The sequence below is a fragment of the Tolypothrix tenuis PCC 7101 genome (genome assembly GCF_963874875.1).
GTDB lineage: Bacteria > Cyanobacteriota > Cyanobacteriia > Cyanobacteriales > Nostocaceae > Aulosira > Aulosira tenue.
On the sequence record NZ_CAWNJS010000001.1, the window covers coordinates 6,477,516 to 6,491,947 of the forward strand.

At 39.9% G+C, this 14,432-nt stretch carries 13 protein-coding genes and 1 tRNA gene; 3 read left to right on the forward strand and 11 right to left on the reverse strand.

Annotated elements, in window-relative coordinates; genetic code table 11:
- Positions 1 to 218: 218 nt before the first annotated feature.
- The 11 genes from AACU25_RS25600 to AACU25_RS25650 form a co-directional block, all read right to left on the reverse strand.
- Positions 219 to 413, reverse strand: coding sequence for a hypothetical protein (locus AACU25_RS25600; protein ID WP_339382069.1), 195 nt, complete (start codon positions 411 to 413; stop codon positions 219 to 221).
- A 62-nt stretch (positions 414 to 475) separates the two neighbouring features.
- Positions 476 to 730, reverse strand: coding sequence for a hypothetical protein (locus tag AACU25_RS25605; RefSeq protein ID WP_096580485.1), 255 nt, complete (start codon positions 728 to 730; stop codon positions 476 to 478).
- Between the two features lie 87 nt (positions 731 to 817).
- Positions 818 to 1,147: a hypothetical protein gene (locus AACU25_RS25610; protein WP_199347391.1), complete on the reverse strand. Its 330-nt coding sequence runs from the start codon at positions 1,145 to 1,147 to the stop codon at positions 818 to 820.
- A gap of 253 nt (positions 1,148 to 1,400) precedes the next feature.
- Positions 1,401 to 2,246: a hypothetical protein gene (locus AACU25_RS25615; protein ID WP_096580487.1), complete on the reverse strand. Its 846-nt coding sequence runs from the start codon at positions 2,244 to 2,246 to the stop codon at positions 1,401 to 1,403.
- Between the two features lie 13 nt (positions 2,247 to 2,259).
- Positions 2,260 to 3,879, reverse strand: a complete 1,620-nt coding sequence (locus AACU25_RS25620) for an AAA family ATPase (RefSeq protein WP_096580489.1) — start codon at positions 3,877 to 3,879, stop codon at positions 2,260 to 2,262.
- Between the two features lie 303 nt (positions 3,880 to 4,182).
- Positions 4,183 to 4,365, reverse strand: a complete 183-nt coding sequence (locus tag AACU25_RS25625) for a hypothetical protein (protein WP_190445853.1) — start codon at positions 4,363 to 4,365, stop codon at positions 4,183 to 4,185.
- Positions 4,366 to 4,491: 126 nt separating this feature from the next.
- On the reverse strand, positions 4,492 to 5,646 hold the full coding sequence (locus AACU25_RS25630; protein ID WP_096580491.1) for a site-specific integrase: 1,155 nt from the start codon (positions 5,644 to 5,646) through the stop codon (positions 4,492 to 4,494).
- Positions 5,647 to 5,933: 287 nt separating this feature from the next.
- Positions 5,934 to 6,006 (reverse strand) — tRNA-Phe (locus AACU25_RS25635).
- A 76-nt stretch (positions 6,007 to 6,082) separates the two neighbouring features.
- Positions 6,083 to 6,952, reverse strand: a complete 870-nt coding sequence (locus AACU25_RS25640) for a metal ABC transporter permease (RefSeq protein ID WP_096580493.1) — start codon at positions 6,950 to 6,952, stop codon at positions 6,083 to 6,085.
- An 80-nt stretch (positions 6,953 to 7,032) separates the two neighbouring features.
- The gene (locus AACU25_RS25645) at positions 7,033 to 7,812 is read right to left on the reverse strand and encodes an ATP-binding cassette domain-containing protein (protein WP_096584058.1); all 780 of its coding nucleotides are present in this window, start codon (positions 7,810 to 7,812) and stop codon (positions 7,033 to 7,035) included.
- Between the two features lie 152 nt (positions 7,813 to 7,964).
- Positions 7,965 to 8,879 carry a metal ABC transporter substrate-binding protein gene (locus AACU25_RS25650; protein ID WP_096584061.1) on the reverse strand — a complete coding sequence of 305 codons (915 nt, stop codon included), beginning with the start codon at positions 8,877 to 8,879 and terminating at the stop codon, positions 7,965 to 7,967.
- Between the two features lie 486 nt (positions 8,880 to 9,365).
- Here AACU25_RS25650 and AACU25_RS25655 point away from each other — a divergent pair, with 486 nt between their 5' ends.
- From AACU25_RS25655 to AACU25_RS25665, 3 genes are all read left to right on the forward strand, one after another.
- Positions 9,366 to 10,994, forward strand: a complete 1,629-nt coding sequence (locus tag AACU25_RS25655) for an iron uptake porin (RefSeq protein ID WP_096580495.1) — start codon at positions 9,366 to 9,368, stop codon at positions 10,992 to 10,994.
- A 27-nt stretch (positions 10,995 to 11,021) separates the two neighbouring features.
- Positions 11,022 to 11,153 carry a hypothetical protein gene (locus AACU25_RS25660; protein WP_321206772.1) on the forward strand — a complete coding sequence of 44 codons (132 nt, stop codon included), beginning with the start codon at positions 11,022 to 11,024 and terminating at the stop codon, positions 11,151 to 11,153.
- A 518-nt stretch (positions 11,154 to 11,671) separates the two neighbouring features.
- Positions 11,672 to 14,425 carry an ATP-binding protein gene (locus AACU25_RS25665; protein ID WP_096580497.1) on the forward strand — a complete coding sequence of 918 codons (2,754 nt, stop codon included), beginning with the start codon at positions 11,672 to 11,674 and terminating at the stop codon, positions 14,423 to 14,425.
- The last annotated feature ends 7 nt before the right edge of the window (positions 14,426 to 14,432 follow it).

Below are 14,432 nucleotides of genomic sequence, written 5' to 3' on the forward strand. Positions count from 1 at the left end.
AGTTTTGCAGGAGTGGCAACCTGAAGATTTGAGTATACCTAAATGCCCTAAATGCGATCGCAAAGGTTCTGCCACTTCTTACCAGAGTCAGGGAAACAGCGTTTGCTATTGTATCCGGTGTAATTACTACTTCAAAGAAATTTCTCCTTCTCGCACTTGCCAATGTACTGTTCCTGGTCATGATAAAGGATGTCATGGTTGTCCAAACTTCGAGCAATTTATGGAACATATTGGCAAGCAACTTCTAGAACTTGAGCATTTGAGTCTTGCACAGCTACAGGGTTTGTTACCTCACAAGCACTAACTATAAAAGAACTGATGGGAGTGAGCAATACAAACAGCGATCGCACATTGTAGCGATACTCTAAAATTCCTCTATCCTGCGATCGCACAACGCACACAAAATAATTCACAAACTAAAAAAATGACCCTTTGGTAGGGTCATCAATTCTTAAGTTGCACGAAGTAACGATGCCTATTGCACCACAATCGGTCTGTTCAAAATGCTCATGACTTCACCAGGATTAGGACTGGGTAGTAAAGGACTCCAATCCCCAACATCCGCATAACCAATAACCTGCAAGTAGTGAATTGTGCTAATTACAGCTTTAGAAGAACCAATCAACAAATGTTTGAGTGGTTCTTTACCTTGCACAGTCTGAATCTCACTTGGGCTATTGGTTGCTGCATTTGATTCTTCGACGCTGGACAAAAAGCTTTGGGTAATCATAATTCACCTATGTGAGGTGGGAATAGCTATGACACACAATAAAACTCATGTTGTCACCATGACAACTAAATAATGCACTGGTGACAACTAATCATTACAGTTTGTGTTGTGTTTGCGCCGTCGTTTTCTTGCCCATATCTCTCGGAGGTGGGCAGGTTCATTTTCAAATTGAATCCATAGAGCATGAATTTCCGCTAATCGCCGTTTGTCGGATTCCGAGGGTTCCCTACGATGCTCTCCTTGGGAAAACCAATGAGCCACCGTGCTTTTAGAACGACCACATAATTCGGCAAGTTCTTCGTAGTTGACTGCCCAATGCTTTAGGAACTCTTCAGGCTCCATTTTGATAGCAACCTTAGCTTTGTAAACCTCAAACAGTTCCCAGTGTCTTCTAGTAGGCGTTTTGGCTGCAATCATAGCAACGTTTTTAATAATGCACGGGTGACAACATATTCAGTTATCATAGCGGAAATAAGCGATCGCAAATCCATCCCCTAAAAACTGGACAATGTATTGAACCTGTGGTGAAAACTGGCAATATTTCCTAGAAATACTGGACATTTAGTTCCTAACAGGGAAACGGCGATCGTCCATGAGGTGTGATCGCCTACCAGCACAAATGGAAATCTATTTCTAAGTCAGTATACGTATCTTAGTTCAACCCCAACAATTACTGACTTAACATTTTTAATTTTAAGCATTTTTGAGGAAGAGAACCGCTTGTAAGAGCAGTTTTAATTACTTCTACAGGATAAGATGTTATGTCAACTAATTCCCTTATATAACTTTCTGGGACTGGATTATCATTAATACTAAAACTCCAAGATCTTTTTCCTTGAAACTTGACTTTAAAATGGCTATCGCGATTTGGTTTTTCTAAGGACATCCCACCTATTACTCTATAATTCTTCTTTATGTTTTCAATAGTTATTGACTTTTGGTGTATGTCTGTAGGAATAACCCATTCGTAGGCATCAGCTAAGTTTTCTACATTATCCGGACTTACAAGTGGAAAAGCTCGATGATTGTTAGGGTTATTATATTCATCAACACATTCGCCAGCAAAACCATATGCACAAGCTACTCCTATAAAAAAATTATTACTGTTGCAGCTTTTGTCATGTACATATAAAATTTTTCCTAATTCATCTGACCAAAACTCTATGTATCCTTGACTTTGACATTTTTTTGGTACGGGATGTGCATAGTAATCTTTTATACTATAATCATCAATATACTTAATATACTTGTCAATATCAATTAAACTACCGTCTTGTCTCAGAAATAGTTGGCTAAGAAAACGATAAACTTCCCATAATAAACTTTGATTAATGGCAGTACCGTCGATATTCTCAAGAAATTCACGAAGTATATTAGTTGAAACTAGATGTGCTTTATCTATATGAATAAAATTTTCAAGCTCACCCAGAGCCTCTGCTACAATCCGTAACTCCTCTTCATTTCGCGGAAAGGTTTGATCTAAGATGATTGGGGATAGACATAATAAATAAGGCATGTAAATTATTATACTATATATCTACCTTAGTTCTAAATCTTTTTTGCGCTCTGAGCAATCTGCCACTCAAAGATATTGCCTCTCCAAAGAAATGTCTTGGCAAATCAGGAATTGTACCATCCGATTTTATAGATAATTCGTGTACAATAGGTTGCTCCGACTGTGTATCAATGAATGAAATACTACACTTACCTGCTAATTCTCCAGATTCATCTTCAGCAGTTAAGACTCGTATCGCATTAACGATATGTTCACTATGAGTCTCTATAAGTATTTGTTTACCAGCAATAATCATTGCAATAAAGAAATCTGCAAGTCTTACTTGGAGAGCAGGGTTTAAGTGTAATTCTGGTTGTTCAATAATTAGCACACTTCCTCTATCTGCTAATAGTCCTTTTACCACTATAGGCAATACTTGAGAGTAACCAAAACCTGAATCTGCTAGTGAGTATGACTTTCCGCTAGTTGCTGACCTTATTTTAAGTTCTACAACTAAATCACCCGTAGTATGTATTTCAATTTCTGTATCTTCAATGTTCTTTGGCGGTTTTTCACCTACTCTAAGGTAGTATAACCATGAATTTAAAGCTTTAGACAAGGGTTCTTTTTTTGCAGGTGATTTCTGACATGGAGCAACATTCCACACAGAAGATTTATATATTTCTTTCTCTCTCAATATGTAAGGAAGAGAGGCTCCTGTTGGATCTATATTTGAGGCAGATTCAAGATAAGATAAATAATATCGTTGCGGAGATGAACGTAAAGGTCCAATATAATGAATATCTGATAATGCCTTATTTAAATCATATATAGCTTCTCTTATAATTGGTGGCATACTAACAAATAACCATCGGCTTTTCTCTTCAATATTTGATTCTCCTTCTTTTTTTTGTTGTCGTTCTTTTGCAATCATAGTAGATGGTAAAATGCCTGGATGAGCAGTTTCAAATATGACATTACTCTTATTACGTCTTTTAGGATGTAATCTTTGCGCTCCTATAGTATCTTTGAAAAATTTTTGAGGTATTATAATTTCGTAGCTTGGGTTATCACTTTCCTTATTGACATACTCTACATACCAAGAAAGCAAATTTTCTTCTTGTACAATTATTTCAAAACAAGCTTTTTTTAGTATGGCTTGTGGAGTAAAAGAAGCTGAAACATCATTATTCTCTATCACTTGTAACGTAGAAATTTTCGATTTCTTTCTCCTCCTATTAACAATACCAAAAGTAAAATGAGACTTTAATTGATAATCTATTTCTTTTGATTCTTCCAAGGAATTACCATCAATATCTTTTGCATTAATTTTTAAAAGCCGTTGATAATAATCTATCGGCATTTCATCTTTTATAGTTAATGCAATTCCTACATCATTTCTAGTTTCATTATTAGAAACAAAAGAAGAATAACTTCCCAAATCTACTTGATTGCCAACTAATCTTAATTTACCTTCTATAACTCCATAGCTTTCACGAACACTTTGGCTTTGTCGTAATAGAAGAATCGTCTTGAGAATTGTAGATTTACCTGCACTATTTGTTCCACAAATTACACTCAGAGGAAGCAAAGGAAATTTCCACCCTGAACCTTCAAAAATTCTAACATTTTGTAACTCAATTTCTGTGATCATTAATTTTTTACCTGCAAAAGTTCTAGTAAACTTAATTATAGTGATGTTGTTTCTCAGAAGTCAGCAGTTATTGGGGTTAAGCCGAGATATGTGGAATTTTAGGCAAGATAGTCTGAAAAATACTGCCCTGTATAGCTTTCATCTTTAGTGGCACGATTAAGAGAAGCGATCGCAGAAACCACAACATACAGAGACGGAAAAACTCAAAACAGCGAGCACGCAAAAACTCCAGCAGATGATTGCAGACTAAAATGCTGACTCACACAACGTGCAGATGTTCTTTAATGATTTGATTAACTTTGCTCAGGAATTCGGTGTTGAAGATAAAAGAGCGATCGCAAAATCTATTCCCTGAAAACTGGACGATCTATTGACATTGTGGTAGAGACGAGCAATATCCCCTGGAAATGCTTGACATTTACTTATTAACAGGAAAACTGCGATCGCATTAATACTCTGGCATTTCTCGTTAGTGCGATCGCACACAACCTAATTCTGCTTGAAATCAAAAAAGGCGATCAATGATGCCATGCGTGCCATTAAAGTCGAGAATGAAGAACTAAAGGATATTTTCCCCAAAAATTACAATCGCCTCGAAAATGATCTGTTACTTTAGGAAAGTTCAGGTGGTCTGAGATTTGTAAAGTTGGTTGCACCATAGTGGTTGTCGATCATTTTGGCTGAAGTTCCAGTCCATCTACCAATCGCAGTGCTATTAATATGTGCTTCCACACATAAACTAATAAAGGTATGTCGTGTCTGGTAACTTTTACGATAAGGGACATTACACTTATCTAAGATAGACTTCCATGCACGGTTAGCAAAGTTGTGATGGTCAATAAATTTTCCTTTCGGACTTATAAACACTAGAGATTCAGAGTTATCTCCCTCAGGTCTAATTTCATCTAAAATTGCTTTTACCTCTGCATTGATTGGAAAATCCCGTTTTCTTTGGGTTTTCAGTCCTTCTTTGAGCACTAAGCCATCTTCGGAGACAACAACAGATTCCCGAAACTGAATCACACTATTAGTAATGTTCCTCCATTTCAAGGCAACTGCTTCCGATGGTCTGCACCCCGTGAAGAAAAGGAAGCGCACATAGTTCGTGTAATGGCTATAGTAGCGATCGCTAGCGAAAGTACGAATAATTAAATCTCTCTCTTCCTTAGTAAAAGGATTAACGTCCTGTTCCTCTGAAGTACCCTTAGGGACTTTGATTTTCATAGAGGCAAAAGGATTAGTGTCGATTAATCCCTCATCCATTGCCCAATTACAACAAGCTTTCAGTTGGGTTAAGCAGCGCTTTGCTGCATCTGGAGTGAGATTCGATAACAGATGATCTCGAATAGCAGATGCCTCATCTAGCGATCGCGTAGGTAACTTAGCAATGTGGTTTCGATGTTTAGCAAAGTCTTTTGCATAAGTACTAGGGCTGATTTGAGGTTTTTTGAATTCGCTATATTTGTCCCAAAGTTCATCTAAATGTGGTTTTGGTTTTTGAATTGGTGTAACTGGTGTAACCGTACTTAGAGATGATGCAGGTTTGTACTTCGCTAAAGTCTCGTCCAACTGCTCATATAAGATATCCTTCTCAATCTCCGCTGCTTTAAGTTTTGCCAGTTTCCGACTAGCAGGAGTATCTAGCCATCCTGTGGACAAGTAATGGCGCTTACCAGCATAGTGAAATCTCAACTGTATTCGACCATTAGAGTTAATGATTGATACAGATCCTTTATATCCTCGTTCCCTAGAAGAATCTTGGTACATAAGTATTAATGGTGTAATTGTCCTCTACTCTACACCATTTACACCATCTGTACACCACTTTTGTAGCTAGAGATATCCAAAAACCCACAAAAATAGTACATGAGCATTAATGGTGTAATTGTCCTCCACTCTACACCATTTACACCACTTTTACACCACTTTTGTATCTAAAGGTATCCAAAAACGTCCAAAAATGGCATAAAGACTAGAACGATTGTCCTCTATATTTTCATGAGTAGAAACCAAAAAACCCTTGAAATCCAATGATTTCAAGGGTTTTTTGAATATGCCAGGAACCAGACTTGAACTGGTGACACGAGGATTTTCAGTCCTCTGCTCTACCGACTGAGCTATCCCGGCGGGCGCGTTTGTTAGCCACGATTAATAAATGTAGCAAACTTATAACGATTGTGCAAGGGCAAAACGGAAAAAAGTTTTATGCTGCTTTCATCGTCAACTTGATCCAGGCGAAAACAGCTACAAATACGAGAAACTGAACTAGAACGATACTGGGGCCAGAGGCTAGGTTAAATAGTCCTGAAACTATCATGCCTGCAACGCTGCTACTAGAACCGATAATCACTGATAAGATGAGGAAGCGGCTAAAATGGTGACTCATTAATTTAGCAGTAGCAGCAGGAATTACCAAAAAGGCGTTTACTAGCAATACACCAACAGCTTTGATGGCTACAGCCACAGCTAATGACAGCAATATCACAAATCCATAGCGATACAACTGGACGGGAACACCTTGTACTTGAGCTACATCTGCGTTGAGAGTCAATAAAATTTGCTGTTGCAGGGTTGATAGTAAGAAAACACTGCTGCCTAGGAGCAAAAGCAGGGTTAACATTAAATCTGTGGCATCAATTGCCAGAATATCGCCAAATAACACGCTCATCAAATTACCGCGATAGCCTTTGATGAGGCTGGTGAGAATGACACCGATCGCTAATGCTCCTGAGAGAACTATACTGAGTACGCTATCGCTAGCTAAATCGGTTTTGTCGATTAAGTAAAGGACAATCACGCCAAAAACTAAGGTAAATGGCAGCAACATCCATGTAGGATTTAACTGTAGCAATACTCCCAAAGCTACACCAACTAATGCTGCATGACCAACCGCATGGCTAAAAAAGGAAAGCTGACGTAAGGTAACAAAACAGCCTAATAAACCGCCAAGTATCCCCATCATCACAGCACCTGCGATCGCACGCTGCATAAAGGGAAACTGTAACAGTTTCACCAAGTCCTGAGCATCGCTGACAGCTAGCCAAGTTATCTGGCAATCTGTGAATAAATTCATTTGTAAGCTTTTTAACTGATTAGCCTTTTATTTATCACAGATTGCTCAGTAATTTTATTATTTTTGAATTTTGAATTAATTTAGTGGTGATGTTGATAACGACTAAAACCAGGCCCATAGGTTGCTAATAGGTTTTGCGGTGAAAGGGCAATTTCTGGTTTACCAGTACAAACTACAGTTTGGTTCAGACAAAGAATGCGATCGCAATGGCGGCTAACCATATCAATATCATGAGAAACCTGCAATATTGTCCAACCTTCCTGTTGCTTTAACTCATTTAGCAAAATATAAAAATCTGCAGCACCTTGTATATCAACTCCAGCGAAGGCTTCATCTAGTACCAACAGTTTACGAGGTGTGACTAAACAATAAGCTAATAATACTCGCTTGAGTTGACCACCGCTCAAAGTTCCAATAGCTTGATTGCGTAGGTGATAAGCATCTGTTCGCTTTAAAGCCTGCGCGATCGCTGCTGATTTATCTGGTTCTTTTCTCCATAATTTTTTGAATAATGAACCTTGCTTTTGTTTTTGTTTAAAAGTTTTCATCCACCCCAGCCCTACCAATTCGCTAACGGAAATGGGAAAGCTACGATCAAAAATAAAATTTTGCGGCATATAGCCTAATAACTGACGTAAATTCCCTAAATTTTTGATTGGTTGACCAAATATTTCTACATAGCCATTACTGTGAGGAATTAAATCTAAAATAGCTTTTACTAAAGTACTTTTACCTGCACCATTTGGGCCTACTATGGCTGTATCTGTGCCAGGAAATAATTCAAAATAAACGTCTCTTAAGGCTAAGTAACTGCCTTGATATACAGTTAATCCTTCTACTTTTAAAATTGGAGATGTTATTGCTTGTTGGTCATTTAGCATAGATGAGTGGGGGCTGGGGACTGGGGATTAGGGATTGGGGACTGGGGACTAGGGATTGGGGACTGAGGTAAATTGTTAATTCCAATTACCAATTACCAATTACCAATTACCCAATAACAAATGACAAACCACTATTTACAGGCTGTTGCTAAGTTTTGCAAGTTAGCTTTCATAGCTTGGAAATAATGCTGCGGATCTGTTTCGCCATTTTCTAAAGAATCTAGGGTTTGCAAATTTAATTTCAAGTCTTGAGATAGACTTTTCAATAATTTGTTATCGATTCCTGGCTCGCTGAATAAAGCTTTAACTTTATATTTTTTTACTGCATTAACTGCATTTTGTACATCGCTTGGCGAAAGTTGGTCTTCGGGGATTTCTACTACTGCAAGTTGCTTAAGATTATAGCGTTGGGCTAAATATGGAAAGGCATCATGAAAGGTAACAAAGGTGCAGTTAGGATTTTTCTGCAAAGTTTGTTGAAATTCGCTATTTAAGCTGTCTAATTTTTGGATATAAGCTGTGGCGTTCGCTTCATAGATAGCTTTATTTTGTGGATCGGCTGCAATCAATCCATCCCGAATATTTGTTACTTGCTGTTTTGCCAAAACTGGATCTAGCCAAACGTGAGGATTACCCTCAGTATGTTCGTGATCGTGGTCTTTTTCCTCTTTCGCAGTGCTGACGATGGGAGAAATCTCTGCTAGAGGTTTAATCCCTTTACTGGCATCAATTTCAGTTAATTTGGGATTTTGGGCATTTTTGACAGTTTCTTCCAGAAATTCTTCTAAACCCAAACCATTTTTGACTAGTACATTAGCAGTGGCGATCGCTCTCACATTTTCTGGTTTGGCTTGATACTCATGTACCTCTGTACCTGGTGGTACTAAAATCTCTACTTCTGCTGCATCCCCAGCAACAGCTTTTGTAAACCAATATATAGGTAAAAATGTCGTTACTACTTTAGTTTTTTTAGCAGGTGGCGATACATTAGATGCTGCTTGCTGATTTGCAGGTGATTGGTTACAACCAGAAGCAATGGATAGCATTAGCAGAGCAATTAAAGGCAGAATACCATTTCTTTTTCTGCCTGTTTTAGGTTCTATATGATTGCGAACCACAGTGTTTTCCCCTCCGGAAAGTAGCTGATGCTGCTTTCGTGAAAATTTTTATCGACAAAGTTCAGTAATGAGTACTGAAAAATACTTTTTCAGTACTCATGTACTTAATGCCAGACACCCTTGCTAGACACAGCATGGGCTAAACACCCCGCTACCAGGGCTTTTAATTCACTACTCTTGCTAATGAGTTGAATCTAAATCAATATTATAATAATTCTCATTCTCAAGCAATTAAGGTGTCAGCAATTACTTGCACGTCAATTTAAACCGCAAATGATTCATGATGATTCTCTGACGCAATCTTATATAAAAAAAATGTCGGCTCCTGGTAAGATACTGACAATAGTTTTTAATAAACCTGGTGAAACAGCAGGGTAGTAAAGCTATTTACTATCAATAGGTGTGAGGAAAAAAATGCGGAAAGTATGGAAGTCTCTGCTGGCTGGTTCAGCAGTTGGCGGTGCAATGCTATTTTTAGGTGCAGCAGCCGTTGCGGGTGAAATTAGTGAGCCGCTTGTTGCAGCTGACCAAAAACAAGAGATTGAGAATTCCCCGCAACAACAGGTAATGTCCCAAGTTACCTCAGTATCTCAACTATCAGATGTGCAGCCTACCGATTGGGCATTTCAAGCATTGCAATCGTTGGTAGAACGTTATGGTTGTATTGCAGGATATCCCAACGGCACATTTCGGGGTAATCGCGCACTCACAAGATATGAGTTTGCTGCTGGTTTAAATGCTTGTCTCAATCGTGTGAATGAACTGATTGCGACTAGCACTGCGGAGTTAGTCACAAAAGAAGATTTAGCCACACTGCAAAGATTGCAAGAAAATTTCTCCGCAGAACTAGCGACATTACGGGGAAGAGTAGATGCTTTAGAGACGAAAACTGCAGAGTTAGAAGCGAACCAATTTTCCACTACTTCCAAACTCCAAGGTGAAGTTGTGGCTGTAGTTAGCGATGTTTTCTCTGGTAGCCAAGTCAACGGCGCAGAAATTACAGATCAGAATACAACTTTAGGGGCGCGAGCAAGAATCGAATTTGTCACTAGCTTCACAGGAAAAGATACACTCTTCACAAGAATTCAAGTAAATAATATTCTCAGCCCTAATATTGGCACACCAGAGGGTAGCTTGTTCTTTGCTGGGGAAGATGGTAATACGAATGCATTTATCGATGCGCTATATTACCAATTTCCTATTGGTGAAAAATTACAAGTAATTGCCTTGGCTAATGCTGGGGCAGCAGATGACATTACTGATACAATTAACCTCTTTGATGGGGATGGTAGCTTTGGAGCCTTGTCTACTTTTGGTACTCGTAACCCCATTTATTATCAAATGGATGGTGCTGGCTTAGGTATCAACTACGATTTTAGCGAGCAATTAGCACTGAGTTTGGGGTATTTGAGCAGTGCAGCAAATGACCCAACTCCAGGAAATGGTTTATTTAATGGTGCATATGGTGCTTTAGCCCAACTAACATTTAAACCAAGCGATCGCTTAAAAGTTGGCTTCACCTACATCAATGCTTACAATCAACAACTGGGAACAGGTAGCAACCGCGCCAATGTTACTTCTTTCCTGAATGATATTGTCCTCAATTTAGGCGGAGCTGAACCGGTATCAACGATTAGTAATTCTTACGGGTTAGAAGCCTCTTTTGCTCTTAGTGAAAAATTTGTACTTGGTGGTTGGGTTGGATATACCAACACGCGGAACTTATCGACAGGTGGAGACTTAATCAACCGTGGAAGTGTTGATATCTGGAACTGGGCTGTGACTTTAGGCTTACCAGACCTGGGTAAAAAAGGCAACTTAGCAGGTTTCATCTTCGGTATGGAACCAAAAGTTACGAGTTCCACCATTGATGGATTGCCGGAAGACCCGAATACTTCTTATCATATTGAAGCTTTCTACCAGTACAAGGTCAGCGACAATATCACCATTACCCCTGGAGTAATTTGGCTGACGGCACCAGATCATAACGAGCAAAACGATAATGTTGTGATTGGTGCGCTCAGAACTACATTCAGTTTCTAGCTGTTCACAAAAGACGCAGAAATTAATATGAAAAACTCCACCCACAAGGGGATGGAGTTTTTGGGCATGGGGCATGGAGCATGGGGCATGGGCATGGGCATGGGCATGGGCATGGAAATTCACCCACAAGGGGATGGAGTTTCCCTCCGCTTTCAATAGATAAACCCGGTAGGGGCTAAGATAATCAGACCACCTACCGGGGTTTTTAGTATTTTCTGGCCATGTTTGATCAGGTTAGCGCTTATTTGTCATAAATAATGCTTTATCCTTATTTACGTTAACTAAATTGTGGATCATTAGTCTTTAAGAAGAGTAAAGAAATAGGTTAAGTTGTCGTTAACAGAAAATTATCGCCTATCAACAACTGCGTGAGTTGTGTAGATAAAAACTCATACAGAAACCAACTTGCAGATAGTTAAGGATGAATTTTGTTCAAATTAGATATTTTTGGGGAATCCTCATTAATGAGGGCAAAACTTTTTGCTTGTGCCAGCCAGTGAAGTTCAAGCCGTGCCAATAAGCCCTCACCATCAAAAACTCCATCGACAAGGGGATAGAGTTTTGGGCATGGCAGAGAGTCCAATGCCCAAAACCCCAAGTCGGTAGTGAGCAACCTCAATTAGTAATCAGGGTAGAGAATTTGGCACCGACTGTTGATGAACTAAAATTTCTAACTTATGAAAACCCATCCATTATCCAGTAAATTCCGGGTATTGCCACTACAACTTGTACTCATTGTTCCTTTTGTGATGCAAGTATTTGCTGCAGTCGGATTGGTGGGATATTTGTCATTTAAAAACGGTGAAAAAGCGGTTCAGGAGCTAGCAGAACAGTTAATGAAGCGAACTACCAGTGAGGTAGATAACCATTTAGATGCTTACCTATCGATTCCGCATAAAGTAAATCAGATCAATGCTAATGCAATTCGGATGGGATTGCTGGATGTACGCGATCGCAAAACTATTGGTAAGTTCTTCTGGCACGAAATGCAAGCTTATGACTTAACCTATATCAGCTTAAATCTTCCTAGCGGAGAAGGGGCTGGAGCAGGCCGTTACGATGGCAAGACGGTGACTATTGACGATAACGTCGCCAAAACACCTAGCCAACCACAAAATATGACAACTTACTTGGCAGATAATGATGGTAACCGGACTCAAATCTTGGCGACGGCTACCTGGGATACCCTTAACGAGATTAATTACACTGAACCCGCCAAAGCCGGAAAACCTATTTGGACTCGCATCTATACTTACTACGATCCTGCTTTTCCTCCTTATATTGCAGCATCAGCAGGTAGACCAATTTATGATGCCAACAAAAACTTGATTGCTGTAGTCGGGGTTGACATCCATTTATTGAAACTCAGCGAATTTTTACGCAAATTAGATATCAGTCGTGCTGGGCAAGTGTTAATTATAGAGCGCGATGGTATGTTGGTTGCCAATTCTGCACCAGAGCAACCTTTTAAGGTAGTCAATAACGAAATTCAGCGCCTCAAAGCAACAGAGAGTCCTAATCCTGTAGTGCAAGGTCTTGCTAAGGAACTGCAAAAAAGCATTCCTAACTTACAATCCATCACCAATACACAAAAACTGAATGTCAATTTTCAGGGAGAACATTACCATGTGCATATTGATCCCTGGCGCGATGAATATGGCTTGAATTGGTTGGTTGTGACTAGCGTGCCAGAAAGTAGTTTTATGGCACAGATAAACGCTAACACCCAGACGACTATCTTACTTTGTATTGGCGCGCTGGGGGTGGCAACGGTGCTTGGATTTTTGACTTCTCGCTGGATTGCACGTCCCATCCTGCGCCTGAATCAAGCTAGCCAGGCAATGGCACTGGGCGATTTAGATCAGACTGTAAAAGATGGCAACATCCAAGAATTCAATATTCTCGCCCATTCTTTTAACCACATGGCAGGGCAATTGCATGACTCATTCACTGCTTTAGAAAAAAGTAATGCAGAGTTAGAAGCACGGGTAGAAGAACGCACTGCCCAACTGCAACAGGCAAAGCAAGCCGCTGAAGCCGCTAACCACAGCAAGAGTAAATTTCTTGCTAATATGAACCACGAACTACGAACCCCCCTCAACGGTATCCTTGGCTATGCCCAGATTCTTCAACGCGATCCAGCGACTACCGAAAAGCAACAAAAGGGATTAGGCGTAATTCATCAGTGCGGTTCCCATCTGTTGACGCTGATCAATGACATTCTGGATCTATCTAAATTGGAAGTGCAGAAGATGGATCTCTATCCTCAAGATTTCCATTTAGCTAACTTCCTCATCTCTACAGTAGAAATTTGCCGCATCAAAGCCGAGCAAAAAGGGGTAGCTTTTAATTACCACCCCGCTGCTAATCTACCAATCGCTGTTTATGCCGATGATAAACGCCTACGGCAAGTTTTGCTTAACCTCCTCAGCAATGCGGTGAAATTTACCGATTTTGGCAGCGTGAATTTTAGCGTTGAGGCTTTAGAGAAGAAGGAAGATCACCTCTCCACTAGAATCCGCTTCCAGGTATCTGATACTGGTATTGGCATAGCAGCAGAAAAACTAGCAGCTATCTTTTTACCCTTTGAACAAGCCGGGAAACGCGATCGCAATAGTGAAGGTACTGGCTTAGGGTTGGCGATCAGTCAGCAAATTGTGGAGATGATGGGTGGCACAATTCAGGTAAAAAGCATTCTCGGTAAAGGTAGCAGCTTCTGGTTTGAAATAGATTTACCCACGGCTACCGATTGGCTGTCTCAAAATGGGAATAACCAGCAAAAGGTAATTGGCTATCAAGGTGAACGGCGCAAAATTTTAGTGATTGACGATCACCGAGAGAATCGTGCTGTGGTAATTGGAATGCTGGAACCCCTGGGTTTCAAGATGATGGAGGCAGACAATGGTCAGACGGGATTGGATAAAGCAATCCAGATGCATCCCGATTTGATTATTACCGATGTCATGATGTCAAAGATGAATGGGCTGGAAATGACTCGCCGCCTGCGCCAACTGTCAGATTTTACCAAACTACCAATTATCGCTTCTCCTGCTAGTCTGTCTCAGGTGGATATGCAAGAAACGATGGACGCAGGTTGTAATAGCTTTTTCCCCAAGCCAATTGAATTCACTGGATTATTACGTGAGTTACAGCAGCACTTGGATTTGCATTGGATTTATGAAACTCCACCGCAGACAGATGAAGCCTGTGCTGCAGAAGACAATCCCACAGATTGGCTTGTACCAGCACCAGCCGAATTGGCAGCCCTGTATCAAGCGGCACAGGATGGATTTATGGCTGACATTCAATTGGAAGCCAACCGATTGAAGCAACTCAATCCCCAATATGCACCTTTTGCGAACAAGCTACTAGATTTGAGTCAGAAGTTTGATGACGAAGGCATAATAAATTTACTACAAGCAAATATGTAGTTATACG

Bases quoted from the DNA above. Each gene is read 5' to 3' on its own strand.
- AACU25_RS25640 (WP_096580493.1), bottom strand. From the start codon at position 6,952: ATGAATTTATTCACAGATTGCCAGATAACTTGGCTAGCTGTCAGCGAT.
- AACU25_RS25655 (WP_096580495.1), top strand. From the start codon at position 9,366: ATGCGGAAAGTATGGAAGTCTCTGCTGGCTGGTTCAGCAGTTGGCGGT.
- AACU25_RS25665 (WP_096580497.1), top strand. From the start codon at position 11,672: ATGAAAACCCATCCATTATCCAGTAAATTCCGGGTATTGCCACTACAA.
- AACU25_RS25630 (WP_096580491.1), bottom strand. From the start codon at position 5,646: ATGTACCAAGATTCTTCTAGGGAACGAGGATATAAAGGATCTGTATCA.
- AACU25_RS25605 (WP_096580485.1), bottom strand. From the start codon at position 730: ATGATTACCCAAAGCTTTTTGTCCAGCGTCGAAGAATCAAATGCAGCA.
- AACU25_RS25660 (WP_321206772.1), top strand. From the start codon at position 11,022: ATGAAAAACTCCACCCACAAGGGGATGGAGTTTTTGGGCATGGGGCAT.
- AACU25_RS25615 (WP_096580487.1), bottom strand. From the start codon at position 2,246: ATGCCTTATTTATTATGTCTATCCCCAATCATCTTAGATCAAACCTTT.
- AACU25_RS25650 (WP_096584061.1), bottom strand. From the start codon at position 8,879: ATGCTATCCATTGCTTCTGGTTGTAACCAATCACCTGCAAATCAGCAA.
- AACU25_RS25610 (WP_199347391.1), bottom strand. From the start codon at position 1,147: ATGATTGCAGCCAAAACGCCTACTAGAAGACACTGGGAACTGTTTGAG.
- AACU25_RS25620 (WP_096580489.1), bottom strand. From the start codon at position 3,879: ATGATCACAGAAATTGAGTTACAAAATGTTAGAATTTTTGAAGGTTCA.